We start from the raw sequence: 23,411 nt of genomic DNA on the forward strand, positions 1-23,411 counted from the left end.
GCGACGCGATGGTGGAGCTCCTCACGGCGTTCGGCCGGGCCTTCGAGGCCTCCGCGGCGCTCGCCCTCCCGGCTGCGTTCGCCTGGGGGGTGCTCTCGGTAGCGCTGAGCCCCTGCCACCTCTCGAGCATCCCGCTCGTCGTCGCCTACATGAGCGGCGGCGATGAACTGCCGACCGGCCGAAGGGCGGTGGTGCTCGCGGGAAGTTTCGCGGTCGGCATCCTCGCCTCCATCGCCGCCGTCGGCGCCGCCACCGCGGCCGCTGGTCGGATGGTGGGCGACGTGGGGCGCGGGGGGACCTGGGCGCTCGCCGCGGTCTTCCTCGCCGTGGGGCTCAACCTGATCGGGATCCTCCCTCTGCCGACCTGGTCCGCGCCCACCGGCACGCCGCGCCAACGGGGCACCGGTGGCGCGCTCCTGCTCGGTCTGCTCTTCGGCGCCGCGCTCGGCCCCTGCACCTTCGCCTTCATGGCGCCGCTCCTCGGCCTCGCCTTCCGGGCCGGGGCGGAGCACGCCCTGTACGGCGTGCTCCTCGTCGGCCTCTTCGGGCTGGGGCATGCCCTGGCCATCGTGGCAGCGGGCAGCTCGGCTCAGGGTGTCCAACGCTGGCTGGCCTGGAAGGGCGGTGCACGCACCATCGCCGTGCTCCGGGCCTTCGCTGGCGTCGCGGTGATCGCCGGCGGCCTCTACTTCCTCTACACCGTGATGTGAGTCGTTGAGCCTACCCGTTGAGCCTCTCCGTCGTGGGGCCTTGGAGCGCGCGTTCAGGCCCGCGCCCGGAGCCACGCGGCGAGCTGCGCTACGAACCGCTTGTTTCGCTCCGGCCATGGGTTCGCGGTCGCGTCGGCGTCCTTGGCCTCGCGCATGACGATGCCGGGGTGCGGCAGATGGGCCGCGTCGACCTCGATCTCGCCAATCCGCAGCCGGCGGACGTCACCGCCGAGGAGCTTCGTCCGGGCGGCGTCCCCGCGGGTGTTCGTCACGATGCCCGCCACCTCGGCCCGTCGACGTCGAACCCGGTGACGAAGCCCACGAGCGCCGAGGGCGGAGTCGGTGGCGTTCCACTCCCCGGCGGCCTGCTCGCAGAAAGGCGAAGGCCCCGAGGCCAGTCGCCTTCGCGAGGAGCCTCGGGGCCTTCAGATGGTCGGTGCGACTGGATGTGAACCAGCGACCACTTGCACCCCAATCGACCGGAAGAGCAGCGCAGCGGTTACCCAGCCGTTCCAACCCGTGGTAGGCCGCTCGGAGGCGGGACGGCCGGTGCGGTCCAGCCGTCCCAAGCCGTGGCCGAGCTCACCAGAGAATCTGCTGCCCGGCTGCTGCCACCACCCGCCCGCCGGCACCCCACCTACTTCGTCTCGCAGTACCAGGGAAGCGATGCCCACTTGTCGTGGGCGTCCCACCCGTAGAGCTGGACGCAGGTGCGGCCTCTGGCCGTCTTGGCCTCGCGGACGAGCAGGTGCTTGGGGTCCGGGTTGCGCCGCGCCGCCGCCTCGAACGCCTTCGCGTCAGCGAAGAACTTCTTGAACCTCGGGAACGTCTTCTCGAAGTCCGGTTCTGCACGAACCTTGGCCCCCTCCACCCAGACCCGCGTCACCGGGTTCAGATCCCTCTCAGTATCCCGCGCCTCGACAAGGCGGTCGCCGTCCGGGAGCGGTAACCCGCGCTCGGAGGAGCTGATCAGCATGCCTCCAACCTGGCCCCATTCGCTCTCGCTGAACCACACGGACTGCGCCTGACGACCGACAAGGTCTCCCTCTGGACCGACATCTGCGAAGTCCAGGACCGCGGCCTTCAGCGCGTCGTAGAGGACGGCCACGAGGCGGTCGGCGTTCGGTCTGCCGTTCTTGCGGAGGAAGAAGAGAACCCGCTCCTGGTCGACCGCGACGGCGTCCGCCCTATTGCAGAGGGTCCCAATCTTCCACTTGTGCAGCTTCGGGTCCACGGGGTCGAGCATCCACCAGCTCGTGGGGTACTGCCCCGGCCACCGGACCTCTGCCTTCTTGCCGGCCTTCTCGAAGACGAGCGTCATGTCGTCCTCGTCGAAGCAGCCGGTCGGCGAGGCCAGCGAGATGCGGACCGTCATGCCGTTGAACGAGCAGAGGTCGGAGTCGACCTCCACCGGGGTCGCGGGAGCCTTGCCACACCACGCATCCGTCGGCCCGGCCGGGACCGGATTGGCCGCCAACGCGACCGCATGAACAAGAGCGAGAAGCGGAGACATCACGGACGACTGTAGCGCAGCGTTGTTCGCCCGTGGGCTAAGAACAAGCGGGACTGCCCCGCTGCCGAGAGGGGGCACCCGGCGGCGTTGACCGGGTGCCCCGCTCCAACTATCGCCCCGGCGCCGCTTTCCTCCGGACACGATCACCTCGACCACGGCGAGCGCGATCTCGAACAGGAGCGGCAACGACGCGCGATGCCACGAACGCATGGCGACCTCCCGCACCCGCAGGCGCCTGCGGAACAAGGGGAAGCGGGAGGGCGGAGCTGAAGATCGAGAAGCCAGGCGGCAGCGGAGCGGTTGCGCGTGTGGCGGCGCGCCGTGCGTGGCCGTCCGCCCGGCGCCGACGAGACGCCGGCACGGGCCGCCAGGTCGGCGCCGAGGCGGCGTAGGCGCGCGAACACCCACGAGATGGAGGTCTTGATCCATCCCGGTGGAAGGGGCCTCAGGCTCGCCGGTGGGTCTCCCCCATTACGACCACACGTGCGGGACGTCGGTCTGCGCTGCGTCGCCAGTTATGTACTCGAACAAGCCCAGGGACACGGCGACGTGGTGCGTTCGAGTCGTGACCGGGCGGTGTGCCCCTCGGACGTCTCCGCCGGGGCCTGCACCACTGGAGGAGCGCACGTGACTTCTAGGAACGGAATCGCAGTCGCCGTGGCGGTGCTCGGTGCGGCTAGCGTCGCGCTCGGCGCCGAGTACGGCACACGCGAAGAGGCGAAGGCGATGCTTGACGAGGTCGTCGCCGAGATGAAGGCGGACAAAGCGGCGACGCTCGACAAGATCAACAAGAAGGGCTTCAACGACCGAGACCTCTATCCGTTCTGCAGCGGCCCTGACGGGAAGATCACGGCGCACGGAGCGCTCCCGGAGCGGCTAGGCGTGGACCAGGCGACGCTGAAGGACTCCGCAGGGAAGCCGTTCGGCGCGGAGATCCGGAAGGTCGCGGAGCCCGGGAAGATTGCTGAGGTGATCTACATGTACAAGCGCCCCGGCAGCACCGAGCAGGAGCCGAAGGTGAGTCTCGTGACGAAGGTCGATGATCAGGTCTGCGCGGTCGGCTACTACAAGAAGTGACGGCCGCGGCGCCGCCGCGCGTGCTTGCGGGCGCGCGGCTTCAGCAACACGACCCCAGACCCAGAGTTCCCGATCTCGACGGTCGCGTCTGGGAGCCTACAAACCCCCAGCCCTTGTGAACAGAGGGTCCCTGGTCCCTTAGGTTCGTCCAGGAGCCCGGTGATACTGGTGGAAAGGGGGCCCAACCTGGCCGGTGGGGACAGAGTCGCTCGGAGACCTCGCGGACGGCGAGGAGCGGACGACGCGAATGACGCCCTCGAACCCGCCCCTGGTTCGCGGGCCCGAAAACCGGAAAAGGCGAAGGCCGCAGGCCCTCCGGTTTCCCGGGCGAGTCTGCGGCCTTCAGATGGTCGGGGCGACTGGATTTGAACCAGCGACCACTTGCACCCCAAGCAAGTGCGCTACCAGGCTGCGCTACGCCCCGGTACTGGGGACGCGATAGGTAGCATCGGGGGCCCCCGGGGTCAACGGGGAAGACCGGCTGCCGGGCGGGCGCGGGGGCGGTCGGCGCGCGAAGCCGGGCGCGGGAGGCGAACGGAGTCCGGGCGGCCTCACTTCACGAGCGGCGCCACCTTCTTGAACTCCGCGGTCCCGGCCTGGTGCAGCAGGTCGAAGATCGCGGTCTCGGCGGTGGTGATCACGGCGCCGGCCTCCCGGCACAGGTCGAGGCCGACCCGGCGGTGCTCCTCGGTCCGGCTGGACACGGCGTCGGCGCAGACGTGCACCTCGTACCCCATCGCGACGAGGTCGCGGGCGGTCTGGAAGACGCAGACGTGCGCCTCCATCCCGGCGATCACGACCTGCTTCCGCCCGGTGGCCTCGAGCGCGGCGGCGAAGCCGGGGTCGGCGCCGCAGGAGAAGTGCATCTTCTCGATCGGCGCGGCGGGGAGCGGCTCGCGGAGCTCCGGGAGGGTCCGGCCGAGCCCCTTCGGATACTGCTCGGTGGCGAGCACGGGGAGGCCCAGTTCCTTTCCGGCACCGATGAGCGCCTTCGCGTACTTCACCAGGCGGGCGAGCGCGTCGGGCGGCATGGCGGGCGTGAGCCGATCCTGGACGTCCACGATCAAGATCGCTGCACGGCTCCGGTCCAGCTTCGGCTTCGGGGTCATGTGCACCTCCGGTCGGATGGTCGAGCGGTCAGGGTGCCCCGGGACGATTCCACGTCGCACGTCTCTTCGGGGGCGGGTCGCGAGCGCTGCGGCCTTCGACTCCGTGGCCTGGGCTCAGGGCGAACGGGAAGCTTAGGCCGAACGGGGACACGGCTGGCGCTTCGGCCTTCGACTCCGTGGCGGCTTTGCGGCCACTACGCTCAGGCCGAACGGGGGGATGGGCCTTCGACTCCGCGCCCGCCTTGAGCGGTTCGGCCTTCGACTCCGTGGCCGCTTTGCGGCCACTACGCTCAGGCCGAACGGGAAAGCTCAGGCCGAACGGGGACACGGCTGGCGCTGCGGCCTTCGACTCCGCGTGCGCTTCGCGGCCGCTACGCTCAGGCCGAACGGGGAAGCTCAGGCCGAACGGGGACACGGCTGGCGCTGCGGCCTTCGACTCCGCGTCCGCTTCGCGGCCGCTACGCTCAGGCCGAACGGGGAAGCTCAGGCCGAACGGTGGGATGGTCCTTCGACTCCGCGCCCGCTTTGCGGCCGCTACGCTCAGGCCGAACGGGGAAGCTCAAACCGACCGGGGCTTGCGGTCCCTGCTCAGAACGATCGGTTCACACCGCATACCCCGCGGCGCCGGCCGCGGCGGCGGCCTCGGGATCGATGGCGACGTCCACGCAGTACACGGCCCCGGAGGCGAACGCGCGTTCGAGGGCGGGCACGAGGTCGGCGGGGTCGTCCACGTGCTCGCCTCGCCCGCCGAGCGCCTCGACCACCCGGTCGTAGCGGGTGGGCTCGAGCCGCGTCGCGACGGCGTGGTCGTCGCCGTAGAGCCCGCGCTGCGGCACCCGGATCTGCCCCCAGGCGGCGTCGTTGCCCACCACGACGACCATCGGCAGCCGGAACCGGACCGCGGTCTCGTAGTCCATGCCGTTCAGGCCGAACGCGCCGTCGCCCTGGATCACGCAGACCGGCCGGGCCGGCTCGAGGAGCTTCGCGGCGATCGCGAAGGGCGCCCCGACGCCGAGGCAGCCGAGGGGGCCGGGGTCGAGCCAGCGCCCCGGCCGCGGGAGGCGCACCACCTTCGCGGCGACGCCGACCACGTTGCCGCCGTCCCCGACGTACGTCACGTCGCCGGCGCGCGAGGCCACGGTGTCGATCGCCTTCGCGAGCCGGAAGTGGTGGATGGGGCGCTGGTCGCTCTCCTCGAACGCCCGCTGCCGCGCCGCGCGACGAGTCTCCACCTCGCGGAGGTGCGCGCTCCAGGTCGCCGCGCCGGGGGAGAGCCCGGCGGCGTCCGCGAGCGCCGCGAGCACGCTGCGGGAGTCCCCGACGATGCCCACGTCGATGGGCCGGTTCCTCCCGATCTCGGCGGCGTCGAGGTCCACCTGGATCACCCGGGCGCCGGCGGCGAAGGTCGGCTCGGTCCCGTAGCCGACCCGGAAGTCGAGCGGCGTCCCGACGTCGAGCACCACGTCGGCCTGCGCGAGCGCCTCCTTGCGAGAGGCCTGGAAGAACGCCGGGTGGTCCGGGGGGAGGGCGCCGCGCCCCATGCCGTTCAGGTAGACCGGGAGCCCGGTGCGCGACGCCAGGCGCTCGAGCGGCGCGGCCGCGTCGTCCCACCAGATGGACGAGCCGCCGAGGAGGATGGGCCGCTCGGCGTCGGCGAGCAGCTCGAGCGCCTCCTCCAGCTTGGCGAGATCGCCGGGGGAGCGCGCGTCGGTGCGGTAGTGGACCTGGGCGTCGGCGAGGGCCGCGTCGGCGCCGTTCGAGAGGACGTCCCAGGGGAGCTCGAGGAACACGGGCCCGGGCCGGCTGGCCCGCGCGACCCGGAACGCCTTCGCGAGGAACGACGGCACGAGCTCGGGGGAGGGCACGCGGTCGGACCACTTGGTGATCCCCGCGAAGAGCTGCGTCTGCGGCATCTCCTGGAGCGCGCCGCGCCCCTGGTTGAACGTCGGCGCCGCGCCGCCGAGGAGCACGAGCGGCACGCTCGCGGCCCACGCGTTCGCGACCCCGGTCACGGCGCCGGTGACGCCGGGGCCGGCCGTCACCACGGCGACGCCCACCCCGCGCGTGAGGCGGGCCCAGGCGTCGGCGGCGTGCGCGGCCGCCTGCTCGTGGCGGGTGTCCACGAGCCGGATCCCCTCGTCCACGCAGCCGGCGTAGATGGGCGCGACGTGCAGGCCGGGGAGGGTGAAGACGGTGGTGACGCCCTCCCGCGCGAGCATCCGCGCGACCAGCCGGCCTCCGGTGAACGTTTCCATCGTGCGTGACCCTCCGGCAGCTCTCCGGTGGCCTCGCGAGAGGCCGTCCGGATCCCTGCATCCTTTAGACGAGAACGCCCCGCGCGCCTCGTGGGCTCGCGGGGCGCCAGGGCATCCGGGGGCCGGCCCGGCTACTTCCGATACCGGGAGAGGCTCGCGGGCAGCTCGGCGAGCGGCGGGAAGGTCTTGTCCGGGTGGATCCGCGCCAGCTTCGCGTAGTTCTGCTCCTCGGTCTCCGGCCGCTTCGGGTCCGGGACGCAGCAGTCCACCGGGCAGACGGCGGCGCAGGCCTCGGCCTCGTGGAACCCGACGCACTCGGTGCAGAGGTCGGGGTTGATCACGTAGATGTCGTCGCCCTGGCTGATGGCGGCGTTCGGGCACTCGGGCTCGCAGGCGCCACAGTTGATGCACTCTTCGGTGATGACGGTCGCCATGTGGATCTCCTCTGGTCCGCCGCGGCGGACCACTTGGGGGGCCGGCCGACGCTCCTGCCTCGGACGCGGGGGAGCATAAAATGGAAACGCCCCACCGGCTTCGAGCCAGGCGGGGCGCTCTGACGGCGGCCCCGGGCCGCCGTCTACTCAACATCTCGCCGCTGCGACGTGTTCCGGGGCGCGGAGCCCCTCGCGCGCGGCGTCCTGCGAACTACACCTTCTGGCAGCAGTCGACCGGGCAGACCCCAGCGCAGGCGGGCGTGTCGTTCTGGCCCTTGCACTCGGTGCACTTGCCGGCGTCGATGACGTAGGTGTCGTCACCCTGGCTGATCGCCTGGTTCGGGCACTCGGGCTCGCAGGCGCCGCAGTTGATGCACTCCTCGGTGATCTTCAGGGCCATGTTCCGTTGTCCTCTCGTTCGAGCCGCTTGGGCTTCGGGTGGAGCGACTTATCCGATCTCCCGGCCCGGGGAGTCAAGGTGCCCACGCCAAAAATCTTCAACGAAATAGGACCGTTCCGGTCAACGATCCCGGACGGGACCGGTCCTCATCAAGACCGCGGCGGTCCGCGATCCGCCGCCGCGGCGTCCACCGCGGCGACCTCGACGGCGAGCCGGTGCATCACCTTGAGTGCGCCGGCGGCGAGCGCGGACGCGCCGAGGAGCAGCACGCCCAGGAGCCGGTCGCGCCGCGCCGCGGCGAGGGCGAGGGCGGACCGGCGCCGCTGCTCGAAGAGGAGCTTCTGCCGCTCGGCGTGCTCGCCCTGGAGCGTCTCCACGAAGGATCGACCCGCCGCCCGGCTCTCGGCCGTGAGCGCCGCCAGGGTGCGCTCCTCGGAGCGGATCCGGGTCGAGGCGTGCAGCGCCAGCGCCGCGCCGCCGACGGCGAGCGCGAGGCAGAGCAGGGCGATCCGGTCTCGGGTCATGTCGGCTTGACTGCTCTGCGCCAGGGCGCAGGATACCCGCGGCCGGGGAGCTCCGGCAATGGAGCAGGAATGGCCAAGCCCTACGACCCCAAGGATTTCTACTTCCGCAAGGCCAAGAAGGCCGGCCTGCGGGCCCGCTCCGCGTTCAAGATCGAGGAGATCCTGCACCGTCACCGGCTCCTGGCTCACGGCGACGCGGTCCTGGACCTCGGCGCCGCGCCTGGCGGCTTCCTCCAGATCCTGGCCGAGGCGGTCGGCGAGCGGGGCGTCGCGGTGGGCGTGGACCTCGAGCCGGTCCGGCACCTGGGCAAGCCCTGGGTCCGGACCGCGATCGTGGATCTCCTCGCGCCCGACGCGCTCGAGAAGATCCGCGCGCTCCACCCGGGCCGCTTCCGCCTGGTCACGAGCGACATGGCGCCGAAGACCATCGGCATCAAGATGACCGACGAGGCGCGCTCGCTCGAGCTCGTGCGGATGGCGCTGTCGGTGGCGGAGCGGACGCTCCTCCCCGGCGGCGCCTTCGTCGCGAAGGTGTTCGTGGGCGGCGACTTCCCGGTGCTGAAGCGGGAGGTCCAGGCGCGGTTCGAGTCCATCCACGTGGTGCGGCCGGAGGCGACCCGGGAGGCGTCCTACGAGGTGTACGTGGTCGGGAAGGGGTACCGCGTCGCCGCGCCGGCTCCGGCGCCGGCCGCCGCGCCCCCGACCTCGCCCGCGCCAGCAGAACGCGCAGCGAAGCCGACCGCCGCGAAGGGTCCCGCTGCGAAGGCTCCGGCCGCGAAGGCTCCGGCCACGAAGGCTTCCGCCACGAAGGCTCCCGCCACCAAGGCTCCCGCCACGATGGCTCTTGGTGCGAAGCCCGGTGCGAAGGCTCCCGCTGCGAAGGCCTCAGCGGCCAAGAGGCCGCTCGCCCCGCGCCGGCGCCCGCACCCGAAGTCCGCGCCCCCTTCCCGCGCCCGGCGGTGAAGGCAGCCGACCGCTCGCGCAGGAGGCGGCTCCCTCGGCCGGGAGATCCGTTAAGCTACCGGCCCTCATGTCCACGCTCCTCGAAGACCTCACCGCCCGCGGCCTCATCCACGACTCCACCCCCGGCCTGCCGGAACGGCTCGCCCAGGGCCCGCTCGTCGGGTACGTCGGCTTCGATCCCACCGCGGACTCCCTGCACGTCGGCCACCTGCTCGCGGTGATGGCGCTCGCCTGGCTGCAGCGCTCCGGCGGCACGCCCATCGTGCTGGTCGGGGGCGGCACCGGGATGGTGGGCGATCCCTCCGGCAAGCGCACCGAGCGGCCGGTGCTCTCGGTCGAGGAGATCGACCGGAACGTCGCCGCCATCCGCGCGCAGCTCGAGCGCTTCGTCTCGTTCGAGGGCGCCAACGGGGCGCGCGTGCGGAACAACGCCGACTGGCTCCGGCCGCTCGGCCTGATGACGTTCCTGCGCGACGTCGGCAAGCACTTCACCGTGAACTACATGCTCGGGAAGGACTCCGTGAAGCAGCGGATGGAGGCCGGCATCTCCTTCACCGAGTTCTCGTACCAGCTCATCCAGGCCTACGACTTCTGGCACCTGTGGAAGACGGAGCGCTGCGAGCTGCAGATGGGCGGCAGCGACCAGTGGGGGAACATCACCGCCGGCGCCGAGCTCGTCTCCCGCAAGGACGGGGCGAGCGTCCACGGCCTCACCTTCCCGTTGCTCACCACCGCGGCGGGCACGAAGTTCGGCAAGAGCGAGGGCGGCGCGGTGTGGCTCGACCCGGCCCGGACCTCGCCGTACAAGTTCTTCCAGTTCTGGCTCAACACCGACGACCGCGACGTCGAGCGGCTGCTCCGGTTCTTCACCTTCCTCCCGCTCGAGGAGATCTCGGCGCTCCTCGCCGAGCAGGCGCGCGATCCCGGCAAGCGCCCCGCGCAGCGGCGCCTCGCCGAGGACGTGACGGCGCGGGTCCACGGCGCGGCCGCGGTGCGGAGCGTGGTCGAGGCGAGCCGGCTGCTCTTCGGCGGCACCGAGCTCCGCGCCGCCGGCGCGGAGGTGCTGCGGGTCCTCTCGGCGGAGCTGCCGGTCGTGCGGCTCGCGCGCGGCGAGCTCGACGGGCTCTCGGTCCTCGACGCGCTGGTGCGGGCGGGGCTCGCCACCTCGAAGGGCGACGCCCGCCGCGGCATCCAGGGGAAGGGCTTCCTGGTGAACGGCGAGGTGATCGCGGCGCCCGAGCGGTCGCTCGGGACGGCCGACCTGCTCCACGGCGAGTTCGTGATGCTCCAGAAGGGCAAGCGGAACCACGCGATGCTGGTCGTGGGCTGATGGCGAGGGCGGAGGGCGGCCTGCCTCTGCGCGGGGGCAGGCCGTTCTTCCCCGCGCTGCACGCCGTCCGACTCCACCCGGCCGTCGCGTCCGGCCGTCGCCTTTGGGCCGCCTCGCGGGCCCGACGCCCAGGGCGACCGGGGCTACTCCTCGAGCCGCTCCTGCACCCGCTCGATGGAGCGCGCCCGCCCGGTCGCGTCATCGATCTCCACGATCGCCCCCTGCAGCCACACGTCGTGCCGGGCCGGCTCGAACCGGACCGGGCGCTGGGTGAGGAACCGCTCGAGGACGAGGTCCTTGCTCACGCCGATCACGGAGTCGCGGGGGCCGCACATGCCGACGTCGGTGACGAAGGCGGTGCCGCCGGGCAGGATCCGGGCGTCGGCGGTCTGCACGTGGGTATGGGTGCCGAGCACGGCCGAGACACGGCCGTCGAGGAAGCAGCCCATGGCCCCCTTCTCGCTCGTCGCCTCACAGTGCATGTCCACGAGGATCGCCGTGACGCCCTCCGCCCGGAGCGCGGCGATCTCCTCCTCCGCCGCGCGGAACGGATCGTCGAGCGTCTTCATGAAGACGCGCCCCTCGAGGTTCACCACCCCGAGCCGCCGCCCGTCGGGCGTGGACGCGATGCCCCGCCCGCGCCCAGGGGCGCCGCGCGGGTAGTTGGCGGGGCGGAGCAGCCGCGCGCCGGGCCGCTCCAGGTACGGCACGATCTCGCGCTTCGACCAGATGTGGTTCCCGCTCGTGAGCAGGTCCACCTCCGCGGCGAGGAGCTCCTCCGCCGAGTCGGGCGTCACGCCCGCACCGGCGGCGGAGTTCTCCGCGTTCGCGATCACGAGGTCGAGCTTCTCCCGCCCGATGAGGCGCGGCACGAGCCGCTGCACGGCCTGCCGGCCGGGCTTTCCGAAGACGTCGCCGAGGAAGAGGATCTTCAAGGTCACCGGATCTGTCCCGCGGGCCCGCCCCGCGTCAACGGGATTCTCGGGAGAACGCGAGGGCGCGGGCCTCCGTGACCAGCGCGTCGAGCGCGGCGTCGTGGGGCTCGCGCGGGAGGGAAGCGACGAGCTGCACCTCGAACGCGACGCCGACGCGCGCCGCGCGCGGCATCGCCTCGAGGGTCGCGTCGTAGTAGCCGCCGCCTCGCCCGAGCCGGTGCCCGTCCACCGAGAACGCGACGCCGGGGACGACCACGCAGTCCACGTCCGCCAGGTCGATCGCCGGCGCGTCCGGCGGCGGCTCCCGGGCGCCGAGCGGCCCCTGGACCAGCTCCGCTGGCGCGCAGAGGCAGAACTCGAGCCGCCGGTCGCCGTTCACCGAGCGCGGGTACGCGACCTTCCCGCCGCGGCCGAGGATCAGCCGCCCGATCTCGCCGGTGTCCACCTCGGTCCCGAGGGGCGCGTAGAGCGCCACCAGCCGGGCATGACGAAGGGTGGCGACCTGCTCCACCCGCTCGGCGATGGCGTGCGATCCCTCGGCGCGCTCGGCCTGGGTGAGCCGCGCGCGCCGCGCGAGGACCTCCGAGCGGAGCGCGCGCTTCGCGTCGCCTGCCGTGGTCCCGCCGCCGCTCGTCAACGCGCCCCTTCTCGCCGCCGGGCGGGCAAAAAAGAGCCCCCCGCGTGAACCGTGTGGCCCGGTTGCTTGGACCTGTATTTCTACAGGTGGGGCACCCGATGCACCAGCGTCCGTAGGCTTCTCCCTCGAGGCTGGGAGCTTGCTCATGGACGTGGCCGGGCGCTCCGCTTTGGACAAAGTCGGCCCAAACGACGCGGGGCCCAATCACGAGCTCGGCAGGGGGCAGATCGACGTGTAGAAAGAGCTCAAGTCCGCGTAAGTACGCGGTCTTTTTACGATTCGATCCTAGGGCCCCGGCCGGACGCTGTCAAGCGAGGCGGCGATTCTTCGGGGTTCGGGGGGAGGGGGCAGAAGGTGGTACAAGGGTGCGCCTCCAGGGGGCCCGACCGCTCGTGCGTAACGACCTCTCCCGCTACTCGCTCGAGGCCCTCATCGGGAAGGGCGGCATGGCGGAGGTGTACCGCGCGGTGGTGCGGGCCGGCCCCGACGCGGGGCGCACCGTGGCGGTGAAGCGCCTGAAGCCCGACCTGGCGCGCGACGCTGCGTACGTGGCGCTGTTCGAGCGCGAGGCGGAGACCACGCGGCGGCTCCGCCACCCGGCCATCGTGGAGGTGCTCGAGACCGGCTTCGCGGGCGACACCCCGTTCATCGTGATGGAGTACGTGGACGGGCGAAACCTGAAGCAGATCCTCGCCCAATGCGCGGCGCGCGGGATCCTGCTCCCGGTGGACTTCGCGGCGTACGTCGCCCACGTGCTCGCCACCGCGCTCGCGTACGCGCACGCCGGTCGCGACGCGGCGGGGGCGCCCCTGCGGCTCGTCCACTGCGACGTGTCGCCGTCGAACGTGTTCATCTCGCGCCTCGGCGAGATCAAGCTCGGCGACTTCGGCGTGGCCGTCGCCGGCGGCGCCGCGGCGTCGCCCGGCGGCGCGCTCGGGAAGATCCACTACCTCGCGCCGGAGCAGATCCGCGGCGAGCGGCCGACGACGGCGAGCGACATCTTCGCGCTCGGGGCCGTCCTGTTCGAGCTGCTCACCAACGCGCCGGCCTTCCCGGGCGCCGACGTGAACGCTGTCGGTCAGAAGATCCTCGGCGGCGTCCTCCGCGCCCCGTCCCAGCTCCGGCCCGAGCTCCCCTTCGAGCTCGACGCGCTGGTGCTCCGCTGCCTCGCGAAGGATCCCTCCTGGCGCTTCCCGACGGCCGAGGCGCTCGCCGCGGAGATCGCGACGCGCTACGACCCGTCGATCGGGACCCCGCTCGCGATCGCCGCGGTCGTGCGCGGGCTGTTCGGGGCGGGGTGAGGCGGCCGCCAGGCCGCGTGCCGGCGCGGGCCGGTCACCGTGTCCGTGATCCGTCACCGTGACCGATGACCCGTGCCCGCCTCGCCGCCTCCCGTGGCCCGTCCTCCGACTCCGTCACGGGTGCGTTCACCGCCGGAGCACGGGGATGCGGCCACGGGCCACGGAATCCGGGACCCGGCTCACGGAGAGGCCGGTGACGGTGACGCGCACGGTGGACGGCCGTCCGCGTCGAGCGGGACGATGGGTCACCGGATCTCCCTCCGCACGCGCTCGACGAGCGGCGGAACGAGCCGGAGCGCGGCCTCGATCTCGTCGGCGGTGGTGGTCCAGCCGAGGCTGAGCCGGAGGGTGGAGCGCGCCTCGGCCTCGGAGAGGCCGAGGGCGAGGAGCACGCCCGAGGGGCTGGTCGAGCCGGAGTGGCAGGCCGACCCGGCGCTCGCGCACACGCCCTCGAGATCCATCGCGATGAGGAGCGCCTCGGCGTCGCAGCCCTCGAGGGTGATCGAGAGCGTCCCGGGGAGCCGCGGCGCCCCGGCGCCGTTCACCCGCGCCCGCGGCACCGCCGCGAGGAGCCCTTCCTCGAGCCGATCGCGCAGCGCCGCGATCCGCTGCTCCTCGGCGGGCCGAGCCCCGACGGCGAGCTCGAGCGCGGCGGCGAGGCCGGCGATGCCGGGCAGGTTCTCGGTCCCCGCGCGACGGCCCCGCTCCTGCTCGCCGCCGAAGATCGGCGCGAGGGGGTAGCCGTTCGCGACCCAGAGCGCGCCGGCGCCGCGCGGGCCCCCGAACTTCTGCCCGGTGAGGAACGCGAGCTCGGCCCCGAGCGTGCGCACGTCGACCGCGATCTTCCCCACCGCCTGCACCACGTCGCAGAGCAGCGGGACGCCCCGCTCCCGGGCCGCGCGGGCGAGCTCCGGCACGGGCAGGATCACGCCGGTCTCGTTGTTCGCGCGCATCGTCGCGGCGAGGGCGACGTCCGGGCCGAGCGCCGCCGCGAACGCGTCCGGATCCACGAGCCCCCGGCGGTCCACCGGTACGACGGTGAGCGGGGTGCCCTCCCGCTCGAGCGCGCGGGCGAGGGAGAGGACGCAGGGGTGCTCGACGGCGGTGACGACCAGGCGCCGCCGCCCCGCGGGGGAGCGGGCGAGGGTGCCGCGGATGGCGAGCGCCGCGGCCTCCGTCGCGCCGGACGTGAACACGATCTCGCCCGGCGCCGCGCCGATGGCCGCCGCCACCCGGGCCCGCGCGCCGTCGAGGAGGTCCCGCGCCGCCCGGCCCGCCTGGTGGACCGAGCTGGGGTTGCCGAACACGTCGAGCGCGGCGCGGACGGCGGCGATCGCCTCCGGGCGCATCGGGGTGATGGCGTTGTGGTCGAGGTAGATCACGGCTGCACCGCCTGAGGATCGAGCCGGCGCGGGGATCGGGAGGACGCGCGCGCCCCGGCAGCACCCCGACGCCCGCGGGTCACGAGGCCCGGGGACCTCAAACCATCTTCTTCCCCTTGCGCCCCTTCATGCCGAAGGCGTCGAGGAAGTCCTTCACGAGCTCCTCCTCGAGCCGCCTCAGCGCGGCGGCGCTCAGGCCCTTCACCGGGAGGCGCGCGCCGGCCATGGTGCCGTGGCCGCCCGCCGAGCCGCCCTTCGCCTCGATGACGTCGCGGATGAGCCGCCCCGCGTTCATGCGGCGGTCGTTCGTGCGGATCGAGAAGTAGAGGTCGTCCTCGTACCGGCCGAACGCGAGCGACCAGCGCATGCCCTCGAGGGACATGAAGCGCTCCGCGACCTCCGCCACCATGTCCGGCGCGTAGATCTCGGCGAGGTCGCACACCACCGCGTCCCCGTACACGACCGCCCGCTCGATCGCCGTGTGGTAGAGCCGGAAGTAGTCGGTCGGGAGGGTCGGGTGCTCGATCTCCGCGAGCGCCTCCTTGTCCGTCATGGGGAAGAGCCAGAGGTACGCGTCCACGTCCGGGCGCGTCGTCTGGCGGCCGAGGTCGCGGGTGTCGGCCTTGATCCCGTAGAAGAGCGCGGTGGCGACCGGCGGCGGGACCTCGAGCCCGCTCGCGCGGAAGTACCCGGCCACCACGGTGGAGGTGGCGCCGATGGGCCCGCCCACGTCGGCGATGGGGGCGAGGTGCGAGTCCGGGCGCTCCGGGTGGTGGTCGATCACGACGTCGGGGAAGTGGCGCGCCGGGAGCGAGTGGTTCCCCTGCTCCGGCTGGGTGTCGACCATGCAGATGAGGTCGTAGTCGTCGAACACCACCCGCGAGACCGGGACCACCGGGAGCTTCAGCACCTTCACGAGCGCGCGGTTCTCGGCGCGGCCGACGATGCCGCCGTACGCGACGATGGCGTGGACGCCGGCGAGCTTCTCGAGGAGGTAGGCGAGGGCGACGCCCGCCGCGATGGAGTCGGGGTCGGGGTTGTCGTGGGTGAGGATGAGCGCCTTCTCGTGCGACCGCGCGTACTGGAGGAGGCGATCGAGCTTCGTGCGGGTGACCTCGGCGAAGCGAGGGTACAGCGCCATCCGCGCGGCCCGGACGAGCGGGCGCGACCGCGACCGAGGCGGTTCGTCGGAGGCATGACGCATGGGCAGGCTGGACTTCATCGGCGGACGAGGCCGCGGAGGACCTCGATGTTCTCCTTGAGGCGCGAGTCCAGCTCGACGAACCCCGGCGTCTCCGCGAAGCGGGGGTCGTTCACGAGCAGGCGGAACGGATCGAGCCCCATGGCGCCCTCGCCGATGTGCTCGTGCCGATCGACCCGGCACCCGAGCGGGTTCTTCGAGTCGTTGAGGTGGAACGCCTGGACGTTCGCGAGGCCGATCACGCGATCCAGCTCGTCGAACGTCCGCTCGTACCCGTCCCGGGTCGAGATCTCGTAGCCAGCGGCGAACACGTGGCAGGTGTCTATGCACACGCCGGTGCGGCGGCGCGGCCCGCGCGGGATCGCGTCCCGGATCGCGGCGAGGTGCTCGAACCGCCACCCCAGGGTCGTCCCCTGGCCGGCCGTGGCCTCGACGAGGAGCCGCGCCTTCCCCGGTACCCGATCGAGCGCCCGCTCCATGGCCTCCGCCACCTGTTTCGCACCCTCCGCCACGTCCTCGTGGCTCCCGGGGTGGAAGATGAGGGCGCGGACCCCGAGGCGCTCGCAGCGCTCGAGCTCGTCGGCCAGGGCGTCCCAGCTCTTCTTGCGGAGCTCCCGATCCGCGGTCGCGCAGTTGATCAGGTAGGCGGAGTGGGCGGCGACCGGCTTCCCGGTCCGGCGGGCCTCGCCGCGGAAGCGCTCGACCTCCCCGTCGTCGAGCGGCTTCGCGGCCCAGCCCCGAGCGTTGCGCGTGAAGATCTGCAGGCAGTCGGCGCCGTCGGCCTCGGCTCGGCCGAACGCCTTCGAGACTCCGCCAGCGATCCCTTCGTGCGCACCAAGGAGCATAGGGGGGCGTAGCTATACAATAGCGGAGCCCTACCCCGCCACGCTCGGCCATGGCAGCCGGTCACGTGCGGCGAACTCAAGGAAAATCGCCGACTTGCGTGCTGGCGGGCCGCCTGCGGGCGCCCGGACGGGCCCCTCGGCAGCCCGCCGGACGGTCGTTTTTGTACCCGGATGGGGCAGCACCGACCCCTCCGAAGCGGGAGCGCCCGGACGATTCCCGCCTGACCGAGAGTAATTTTCCCCGGCCGCCCGCTGCGGCGGCTGGCCGCAGCGGTGCCCGGCTGGCCTGGAGCCGCCCGCCGGGCCGGGAGCGGCAGGAGCCGCGCGGCCGCCGGTGAAGCTAGCGGGCCGCCTTCCGCCGGCGGGAGGGGAGCTCGGCGAAGAGCTTCTCGGCCTGGGCGAGGCCGTTGTCGAGCGCCTCCATCGTGAGATCGCGGAGGATCGCCTCGGGGAGGCGGAGCGACTCGTAGTAGCGCTGCCGGTCGGTCGCGTGGACGATCACCGGGACCCGGTACCCCGCGTGGAACAGGATGAGGTTCGCGAGGAGCCGCGCGACGCGGCCTGAGTTCTCCGTGAACGGGAACACCTGCATGAACCCGTGGTGCAGCCGCACCGCCTGCTGGATCGGGTGCGCGCCCTTGAAGTCCGTCGTCTCGCAGGCGTCGAGCAGCTTCTGGAGGAGCGGCTGGATGCGGGCGGGCTGCGCGATGTCGTGGAAGTACGCACGGTGGAGCGGCATGTCCTTGCGGAACTCGGCCTCGCTCCGGCCGTCGATGCCCTGCCCGAGCGTCTCGTAGAGGCGCTTCACCAGCGTGAGGTTCAGCTTCGGCTTCTTCGCGAGCGCCTCTTCGCGGGCGACGTCGAGGGCCGCCTTGTGGTTGCGGATCTCCTGCAGCGAGCTCACGAACGTGGCGTCGGCGACGGGCGCGCCGTCGAGGGCCGTCGCGAGCTCCTGGCTGGAGTAGACGACGCCCTCGAGGGCGTTCTCGTGGTACAGCCACGAGAGCTCGTACCGGGCGAGGAAGTCCTCGGCCAGCTCCGGATCCGACCGGAGCCGGTCGGCGAGATCTTCCATGCGATCGTCGATGTCGACGTATCGGGTCCGCATCTTTCGAACTCCTCGATGCCCTGCGACCGCTGGGGTCACAGCCGCCGATGACCTGGGGAAAGGCCCCGGCATTTCACGCGATTTTTGTAGCTGGGCCCCCAGAAAAACGCGGGGAATCTAGCCGAATCGACTGCGCTAGGTCAATGAGTTTGCCCTGTCGCGCGAGTTGAACGAGCGACCGCCCGGCTTTGTTCCGGGATCGGCGAGCGGCCGGTTGCCGCGCCGGTCGTCACTTGGGAGACCCGCCCGGGAAGAATTCCGCAAGCGTGCAGGTAGGCTCATGTGGGTCGCCTGGCCGGGACGACGAGGGCCGCCCAGGCGGTGCCCGCACAGGCTGTGATCGGGCGGATCGCCGGGTGGGTGGCCACCGGAGCGCGAGCGGCGCGGTCCGGGGGCGCGGGCCTCATGCGGCCTCGAGCACGCGCACCGGCAGCACCATCATGTTGAGCCCCTCGAACTGGAACCGGCGCTGGAGCACCACCGCGGTCTCGTTGTGCAGCAGCCGCTGGAACCAGCGCTCGCGCTGGAACACCAGCTTCCCCGCGAAGAACACGGCGCGCGGGTACTCGCGCCCCAGCTCCTTGCAGAGGCGCTCCGCCTCCGTGACGGCCTCCGTCGCGACCGACGAGCGCCAGTCCGCCGCGAGGCCGAGCCGGCGCGCGAGGTCCACGTAGCGCCGGACCGACTCCTCGGTGCGGCGGCGGACCTCCTCGACCTCCTCGACGCCCTTCATCCTCGCGGAGTCGATCACGCCGACGGACAGGAAGATGAAGTTGCGGAAGAACCCCGGGAAGAGGCGCTGGACCGTGAGGAGCGCGTGGATGCCGAGCCCCGCGTACCCGCCGACGAGCATCACCGCCGTGGGCTGGCGCGCGTCGAGCGGCGCGTGGTCGGCGGCGGGGTGGGCGGGGAAGGAGGTCATGATCTCGTCGAGCCGGCGCAGGTTCTCCTGCACCGACTGGTAGTGGCGCCGGATCGAGAAGCAGAGCGCGATGACGAGCCCGGTCACGAGGATCGTCACCCAGCCGCCCTGGCGCCCCTTCTCCCAGACGACGCCGACGAGGATCCCGGTGCACAGGACGAGCGCGAGGCCGTGGACGAGGAACCCGCGCCCGCGGCCCGGCCGCCGGTGCCGGGCCCAGTAGCGGAGCATCGCCGCCTGCGACAGCGAGAACGTCACGAAGACGTTGATCGAGTACATGGTCACGAGGTGCGTGATGTCGCCGCGCGCGAGGAGCAGCGTGACGAGCGACGCGATCCCCATGAGCAGGACGCCGTCCTGCGTGATGAGCCGCTCGGACAGGGCGGCGAAGCGGTGCGGGAGCCAGGAGTCGGTCGCCATGTTGGCCATCACCCGCGGGCCGTCGAGGAAGCCGGCCTGGGCGGCGACGAGGAGGAGCGCTGCCTCGATGACCAGCGTCGCGACGACGAACCCGGGCCCGATCGCGAGCCCACCGACCGTGAATCCGCCCGCGAACCGCTCGAGCAGGACGGCGTTCATCGTCTTCCCCTCCACCGGGACGGCGTGGAAGAGCAGGTACGCGAGGAGGAGCCCGCCGGCGGTGAGGGAGAGCGACACCGCCATGTACGTCATCGTCCGGCGCGCGGTCGCCACCTTCGGCTCCCGCATGATCTGGAGCCCGTTCGACACCGCCTCGATGCCGGTGTACGTGCCCGCGCCCATCGAGTAGGCGAGGAGGAAGATCCCGAAGATCCGGCGGTGCCCCTCGGTGGCGACCGCCGTGCGCCACTCGCGGTGGATCTGGGCGGCGACGCCGGGGACGTCTCCGAGGTGGCTGCCGATCGCGCCGAAGATGAGGAACGCGTGCGTCACGAGGAACAGGGCGAAGATCGGGGCGAGGACCGTGACCGACTCGCGCACGCCGCGCAGGTTCAGCATCACGAGGCCCCCGATCGCGACGGCCTCGACCACGAGCTTGTACGGGGCCGCCGCCGGCGGGAGGAAGCTCCAGATCGCGTCCCCGCCCGCGGCGGTGGACACGGAGATCGTGAGCACGTAGTCCACGAGGAGCGCCGCCCCGGAGACCACGCCCACCTTCGGCCCGAGGAGGCGCGTGGCGACGACGTAGCCGCCGCCGCCGAACGGGAACCGCGCGATGATCTGCGAGTACGCGACGGAGATGACGAGGACGGTGAAGGCGGTCGCCGCGGCGAGCGCGAGCGCGAGGAAGTGGTGGCTGCCGATGGCGCGGAAGGCCTCGTCCGGACCGTAGGCGGAGGAGGAGAGGCCGTCGGCGCCGAGCCCCACCCACGCGAGGAGCGCGATCAGGGAGATGGCGTGGTAGGTCCGCGGGTCGAGCAGGTCGCGCGGTGCGCCGAGGAGCCGGCGCCGCAGCCGCCTCCCGCGCTCCCGCCCCGGGACGCCGCCGGGCTCGGTCCGGGCCTCGCGCATCCTCTGGACGTAAGACGCTCCGTCCGGGGGCGCGGGGACCGGGCGGGGCGCGGACCCCGGCGAGCGGGCGGGCGACCTGTCCGAAGGGGGCGGGCTGCCCCCGCACCCGCGCCCGAAGTGAATCCGGGCGCGCTTCACCCCGCCCACCTCCCCGCGCGCGGGTCGGCCTCCCGGGCTCAGCGCACGACCGCGTCGAACGCCTCGCGGACCGCGGCGGTGACGCGGGCGTACTCGGCCAGGAACCGGTCGCCCGGCTGGGGTCCGTAGTAGCCGAGGCGGCGGGCCAGCTGGCCGAGGGCCGGGCCGCCCCCGGGGAGGTGGTCGATCGTGAAGTCGTGCACGATCCGGAGCCGCAGCTCGACGCGGCGCAGGAAGTCGTACCCGCGCGAGAGCGCGTCGAAGTCGGCCTCGCGGAGGAGGCCGGCCGCGCGGAGGCGCCGGAGCGCCTCCGGCGTCGAGCCGGTGCGGATCTCCGGGTGATCGTGGCCGTGCGCGAGCTGGAGGAACTGGGCGGCGAACTCCACGTCCACCAGGCCGCCGCGCCCGGTCTTCGGGTTCTTCCCGTGCGAGGCCTCCTTCGCGACCTGGCTCTCCATCCGCTCCCGCATCCGCCGGATCTCGGCGGCGAGGGCGGCTGGGTCCTCGCGGCGGCCGTAGACCGCGGGCACGATGACCCGGTCGTGGACCTCGCGCCACAGCGCCTCGTCGCCGGCGACGTGCCGCGCGCGCAGCAGCGCCTGCCGCTCCCAGAGCTGGCTGCGCACCGTGACCTCCGCGCCGGCCTCGCCTCCGCGCACCTCGCCCACGTGGTAGCGGGCGAAGCCCTCGGCGCCGATGACGAGCGCGCCCTGGTTCCCGGAGGGGCGCAGCCGCGTGTCGATCTGGTAGAGGCGGCCCTCCCGCAGGGGCATCTGGAGGAACGACATGAACCGCTGGGCGAGCCGCGCGTAGCGCTCGAACCCCGGCGCGCCCGCGCCGCCCGGGTAGATGAAGACGAGGTCGAGGTCCGAGTGGTAGCCGAGCTCGCGCCCGCCGAGCTTCCCCATCCCGAGGACGCAGAGGCGCCCGGCGGGGAGGACGCCCTTGCGCCGCGCCTCCTCCTCCGCGAGGACGAGGCAGGCCCGGAGGCTCACCTCGGCGAGGTCGGAGAGCTGGCCGGCGATGCGCGCGAGGTCGAGCGTGCCCGCGATGTCGTGGATCGCGATCCGGAGGATCTCCTCGTTCTTGTAGCGGCGCAGCTCGCCGAGCTGCCGCTCGAGGAGATCGTCCGGCTCGAGCCCCTCCGGCAGGGCCGCGAGCCGCTCGGCCTCCTCGCGCTGGAACGCGTCCCGTCCCTTCTCGAGGACGACCTGGTCCTCGCGGAGCAGCGTGTCGATGAGCTCCGGGTGCCGGAGGAAGCGCTTCGAGAGGAAGTCGGAGGTCCCGAAGAGCGAGAGCAGGAGCCGCGCGACCCGGCGGCGCTCGGAGAGGATCGCGAAGTAGGGGCCCGGGTTCCGCAGCGCGGCGGCGAAGTCGGCGAGGTGCGAGAGCGCCTGGTCCGGATCGGGCGTGCCGAGCACGTCGGAGAGGAGCCCCACCGCGGCGACGGGATCCCCGAGGCGCGAGAACGGCGTGGGGCGCCGGGCCATGGCGTCGAGCGCCGCGATCGCCCGGTCCGGATCGAAGAACCCGCGGCGGACCGCGATCTCCGCGCGCCGCGCCGGCTCCACGTCGGCGTCGGCGAGGAGGGCCAGCTCGGGGTCGAGCTTCACCTCCTCGGCGCCGGTCCCGAGGAGCCCCGCGAAGAGCCGCGTCACGTTCTCGCGGTGCGCGCCGAGCGCCGCCTCGAAGGCGGCCTCGTCGGCGTACCCCATCGACCGGGCGAGGCCGAGCCGCTCGCCGGACGGCGGCAGCCGGTGGGTCTGGGCCCCCTCGACCATCTGGACGTGGTTCTCGGCGCGGCGCAGGAACAGGTACGCGTCCGCGAGCTCGTCGCGATCGCGCGCCGGGACGATCCCCGCGAAGAGGAGCCGCTCGAGGGCGGGCAGCACCGCGCGCTCCCGGAGCGCGTGCCCCTCGGCGCGGCCGCCGTGGAGGAGCTGGAGGGCGGACACGAAGAACTCCACCTCGCGGATGCCGCCCTTGCCGAGCTTCAGGTCCTCCTTGCCCTCGGCGCCGGCGCGCGCGTCGATGCGCGCCTTCATCGCCTGGATCTCCTCGAGCACGCCGAGGTCGAGGCTGCGCCGCCAGATGAACGGCTCGAGCTGCCGGAGCAGCTCGTCCCCCGCCGCGAGGTCGCCCGCCGCGGGGCGCGCCTTCACGAGCGCGTTGCGCTCCCAGGAGCGGCCGAACGACTGGTAGTAGAGCTCCGCCGCCCGGACGCTGTTCACGATGGGGCCGTTCTGGCCGTCCGGCCGGAGGTTCAGGTCCACCCGGAAGACGAAGCCGTCCTCGGTCGGCTTGGCGATGGCCTCGGTGACGAGCTCGGCGAGCTTCGCGTAGTAGGCGAAGTGCGTGAGCGGCTTCTCGCCGGTGGTCTGGCCGTCGCGGTCGTAGACGTAGATGAGGTCGATGTCCGACGAGAAGTTCAGCTCGCGCGCCCCGAGCTTGCCCATCGCGAGGACGCAGAAGCCGGCGCCCGGCTCGCGGCCGGCGAGCCCCTCCGGCGCGCCGTGCTTCGCGCGCAGCCGCCGGTCGTGGAACCGGATCGCGGCGTCGAGGCACGCGGTGGCGAGCGAGGACAGCTCGGCGGTGACCTCCTTCACCCGCGCCCGGCGCAGATCGCGCAGCGCGATCCGGACCACCTCGCGCGCGCGCAGCCGGCGGAGGAGCCGGTGGAAGCCGGCGACGTCGTCCGGCGCGAGCCGCCGGGCGGCGCGGCCGAGGAGGCGGAGCAGGTCGGCCTCGGGGCGCGGGCGGAGCAGCCAGGGCGAGCGCGCGGCGCGGCAGAGGAGGTGCGGGGCGCGGGCGAGGAGGGCCGGGATCATCGACGACGCGCCGGCGAGCAGCGCGAGCGCGTCGAGGAGGTCCGGCGCGTCGGGGACCGCGCCGGCGCCGTCCACGAAGCGCTCCACGCCGGCGAGGGCGAGATCGGGGTCCGGCGCGCGCCGGCACGCCGCCACGATCGCGTCGAGGCGGGCGGGGAAGCGCTTGCCGAGCCGGGCGATGCGGTCGGCGGAGGCGGGGTCGCGGAGGTCGACGGCGGCGAGGCGAGGGGCGGCGACGGAGGTGGTCTGCACGGAGGGCCATCATAGCGCCGCCCCGCCCGCGCCCGCCGCGTGGGCGCCGGACCGCG

19 protein-coding genes, 1 tRNA gene and 1 pseudogene are annotated in these 23,411 nt (G+C 73.0%); 5 read left to right on the forward strand and 16 right to left on the reverse strand.

The features are described 5' to 3' along the window. Positions 1 to 8 precede the first annotated feature (8 nt). Positions 9 to 710, forward strand: a complete 702-nt coding sequence (locus MNZ27_RS09380) for a cytochrome c biogenesis protein CcdA (protein WP_242393788.1) — start codon at positions 9 to 11, stop codon at positions 708 to 710. A 53-nt stretch (positions 711 to 763) separates the two neighbouring features. On the opposite strand, the gene MNZ27_RS09385 is transcribed toward MNZ27_RS09380, so the two are convergent. Together MNZ27_RS09385 and MNZ27_RS09390 are read right to left on the reverse strand one after the other, a co-directional pair. Continuing rightward, entirely contained in the window at positions 764 to 982 is a 219-nt protein-coding gene (locus MNZ27_RS09385) for a hypothetical protein (RefSeq protein ID WP_242393789.1), read from the reverse strand. A gap of 365 nt (positions 983 to 1,347) precedes the next feature. Further along, positions 1,348 to 2,223, reverse strand: a complete 876-nt coding sequence (locus MNZ27_RS09390; protein WP_242393790.1) for a hypothetical protein — start codon at positions 2,221 to 2,223, stop codon at positions 1,348 to 1,350. A gap of 657 nt (positions 2,224 to 2,880) precedes the next feature. Between MNZ27_RS09390 and MNZ27_RS23975 the strand changes: the two genes are divergently transcribed. After that, positions 2,881 to 3,300 (forward strand): cache domain-containing protein, encoded by a 420-nt coding sequence (locus tag MNZ27_RS23975; protein WP_242393791.1) that lies wholly within the window; start codon positions 2,881 to 2,883, stop codon positions 3,298 to 3,300. A gap of 347 nt (positions 3,301 to 3,647) precedes the next feature. On the opposite strand, the gene MNZ27_RS09400 is transcribed toward MNZ27_RS23975, so the two are convergent. From MNZ27_RS09400 to MNZ27_RS09425, 6 genes are all read right to left on the reverse strand, one after another. Then, positions 3,648 to 3,724 (reverse strand) — tRNA-Pro (locus MNZ27_RS09400). Between the two features lie 127 nt (positions 3,725 to 3,851). Next, positions 3,852 to 4,409 (reverse strand): hydrolase, encoded by a 558-nt coding sequence (locus tag MNZ27_RS09405; RefSeq protein WP_242393792.1) that lies wholly within the window; start codon positions 4,407 to 4,409, stop codon positions 3,852 to 3,854. Positions 4,410 to 5,011: 602 nt separating this feature from the next. Further along, positions 5,012 to 6,664, reverse strand: a complete 1,653-nt coding sequence (locus MNZ27_RS09410) for a thiamine pyrophosphate-binding protein (RefSeq protein ID WP_242393793.1) — start codon at positions 6,662 to 6,664, stop codon at positions 5,012 to 5,014. Positions 6,665 to 6,795: 131 nt separating this feature from the next. Beyond that, on the reverse strand, positions 6,796 to 7,098 hold the full coding sequence (locus tag MNZ27_RS09415) for a YfhL family 4Fe-4S dicluster ferredoxin (protein WP_242393794.1): 303 nt from the start codon (positions 7,096 to 7,098) through the stop codon (positions 6,796 to 6,798). 211 nt (positions 7,099 to 7,309) lie between these two features. Continuing rightward, positions 7,310 to 7,498, reverse strand: a complete 189-nt coding sequence (locus MNZ27_RS09420) for a YfhL family 4Fe-4S dicluster ferredoxin (protein WP_242393795.1) — start codon at positions 7,496 to 7,498, stop codon at positions 7,310 to 7,312. A gap of 149 nt (positions 7,499 to 7,647) precedes the next feature. Beyond that, positions 7,648 to 8,022, reverse strand: a complete 375-nt coding sequence (locus MNZ27_RS09425; protein WP_242393796.1) for a hypothetical protein — start codon at positions 8,020 to 8,022, stop codon at positions 7,648 to 7,650. Between the two features lie 69 nt (positions 8,023 to 8,091). On the opposite strand from MNZ27_RS09425, the pseudogene MNZ27_RS23980 reads away from it, so the two are divergent. Both MNZ27_RS23980 and tyrS read left to right on the forward strand, forming a co-directional pair. Further along, positions 8,092 to 8,673 (forward strand): annotated as a pseudogene (locus MNZ27_RS23980) (SAM-dependent methyltransferase); the annotation flags it as partial. 379 nt (positions 8,674 to 9,052) lie between these two features. After that, on the forward strand, positions 9,053 to 10,315 hold the full coding sequence (gene tyrS, locus MNZ27_RS09435) for a tyrosine--tRNA ligase (protein WP_242393798.1): 1,263 nt from the start codon (positions 9,053 to 9,055) through the stop codon (positions 10,313 to 10,315). A 143-nt stretch (positions 10,316 to 10,458) separates the two neighbouring features. Here tyrS and MNZ27_RS09440 read toward each other — a convergent pair whose 3' ends face one another. Together MNZ27_RS09440 and MNZ27_RS09445 are read right to left on the reverse strand one after the other, a co-directional pair. Then, positions 10,459 to 11,250, reverse strand: coding sequence for a TIGR00282 family metallophosphoesterase (locus tag MNZ27_RS09440; RefSeq protein ID WP_242393825.1), 792 nt, complete (start codon positions 11,248 to 11,250; stop codon positions 10,459 to 10,461). 34 nt (positions 11,251 to 11,284) lie between these two features. After that, the gene (locus tag MNZ27_RS09445) at positions 11,285 to 11,887 is read right to left on the reverse strand and encodes a 5-formyltetrahydrofolate cyclo-ligase (RefSeq protein WP_242393799.1); all 603 of its coding nucleotides are present in this window, start codon (positions 11,885 to 11,887) and stop codon (positions 11,285 to 11,287) included. A 365-nt stretch (positions 11,888 to 12,252) separates the two neighbouring features. Here MNZ27_RS09445 and MNZ27_RS09450 point away from each other — a divergent pair, with 365 nt between their 5' ends. Continuing rightward, entirely contained in the window at positions 12,253 to 13,188 is a 936-nt protein-coding gene (locus MNZ27_RS09450; RefSeq protein ID WP_242393800.1) for a serine/threonine-protein kinase, read from the forward strand. Between the two features lie 245 nt (positions 13,189 to 13,433). On the opposite strand, the gene MNZ27_RS09455 is transcribed toward MNZ27_RS09450, so the two are convergent. The 6 genes from MNZ27_RS09455 to glnE all read right to left on the reverse strand — a co-directional run bounded on the left by MNZ27_RS09455 (position 13,434) and on the right by glnE (position 23,355). Beyond that, a complete protein-coding gene (locus MNZ27_RS09455) occupies positions 13,434 to 14,570 on the reverse strand; it encodes a cysteine desulfurase family protein (RefSeq protein WP_242393801.1) in 1,137 nt (378 codons plus the stop codon). A 97-nt stretch (positions 14,571 to 14,667) separates the two neighbouring features. Next, positions 14,668 to 15,792, reverse strand: a complete 1,125-nt coding sequence (locus tag MNZ27_RS09460; protein WP_242393802.1) for a DHH family phosphoesterase — start codon at positions 15,790 to 15,792, stop codon at positions 14,668 to 14,670. After that, a complete protein-coding gene (locus tag MNZ27_RS09465; RefSeq protein ID WP_242393803.1) occupies positions 15,789 to 16,616 on the reverse strand; it encodes a deoxyribonuclease IV in 828 nt (275 codons plus the stop codon). Before MNZ27_RS09465 ends, MNZ27_RS09460 begins: the two co-directional genes overlap by 4 nt. A 340-nt stretch (positions 16,617 to 16,956) precedes the next feature. After that, positions 16,957 to 17,724: a Fic family protein gene (locus MNZ27_RS09470; protein WP_242393804.1), complete on the reverse strand. Its 768-nt coding sequence runs from the start codon at positions 17,722 to 17,724 to the stop codon at positions 16,957 to 16,959. 403 nt (positions 17,725 to 18,127) lie between these two features. Then, the gene (locus MNZ27_RS09475) at positions 18,128 to 20,137 is read right to left on the reverse strand and encodes an APC family permease (protein ID WP_242393805.1); all 2,010 of its coding nucleotides are present in this window, start codon (positions 20,135 to 20,137) and stop codon (positions 18,128 to 18,130) included. A gap of 176 nt (positions 20,138 to 20,313) precedes the next feature. Continuing rightward, positions 20,314 to 23,355: a bifunctional [glutamate--ammonia ligase]-adenylyl-L-tyrosine phosphorylase/[glutamate--ammonia-ligase] adenylyltransferase gene (gene glnE / locus MNZ27_RS09480; protein WP_242393806.1), complete on the reverse strand. Its 3,042-nt coding sequence runs from the start codon at positions 23,353 to 23,355 to the stop codon at positions 20,314 to 20,316. Positions 23,356 to 23,411 lie beyond the last annotated feature (56 nt).

Origin of the sequence: Anaeromyxobacter oryzisoli, assembly GCF_022690765.1 — a bacterium.
GTDB lineage: Bacteria > Myxococcota > Myxococcia > Myxococcales > Anaeromyxobacteraceae > Anaeromyxobacter > Anaeromyxobacter oryzisoli.

Coding starts and splice junctions, on each gene's coding strand:
- MNZ27_RS09390 (WP_242393790.1), bottom strand. CDS start 2,223: ATGTCTCCGCTTCTCGCTCTTGTTCATGCGGTCGCGTTGGCGGCCAAT.
- MNZ27_RS09475 (WP_242393805.1), bottom strand. CDS start 20,137: ATGCGCGAGGCCCGGACCGAGCCCGGCGGCGTCCCGGGGCGGGAGCGC.
- MNZ27_RS09415 (WP_242393794.1), bottom strand. CDS start 7,098: ATGGCGACCGTCATCACCGAAGAGTGCATCAACTGTGGCGCCTGCGAG.
- MNZ27_RS09460 (WP_242393802.1), bottom strand. CDS start 15,792: ATGAAGTCCAGCCTGCCCATGCGTCATGCCTCCGACGAACCGCCTCGG.
- MNZ27_RS09465 (WP_242393803.1), bottom strand. CDS start 16,616: ATGCTCCTTGGTGCGCACGAAGGGATCGCTGGCGGAGTCTCGAAGGCG.
- MNZ27_RS09410 (WP_242393793.1), bottom strand. CDS start 6,664: ATGGAAACGTTCACCGGAGGCCGGCTGGTCGCGCGGATGCTCGCGCGG.
- MNZ27_RS09380 (WP_242393788.1), top strand. CDS start 9: ATGGTGGAGCTCCTCACGGCGTTCGGCCGGGCCTTCGAGGCCTCCGCG.
- tyrS (WP_242393798.1), top strand. CDS start 9,053: ATGTCCACGCTCCTCGAAGACCTCACCGCCCGCGGCCTCATCCACGAC.
- MNZ27_RS09405 (WP_242393792.1), bottom strand. CDS start 4,409: ATGACCCCGAAGCCGAAGCTGGACCGGAGCCGTGCAGCGATCTTGATC.
- MNZ27_RS09470 (WP_242393804.1), bottom strand. CDS start 17,724: ATGCGGACCCGATACGTCGACATCGACGATCGCATGGAAGATCTCGCC.
- MNZ27_RS09425 (WP_242393796.1), bottom strand. CDS start 8,022: ATGACCCGAGACCGGATCGCCCTGCTCTGCCTCGCGCTCGCCGTCGGC.
- MNZ27_RS09420 (WP_242393795.1), bottom strand. CDS start 7,498: ATGGCCCTGAAGATCACCGAGGAGTGCATCAACTGCGGCGCCTGCGAG.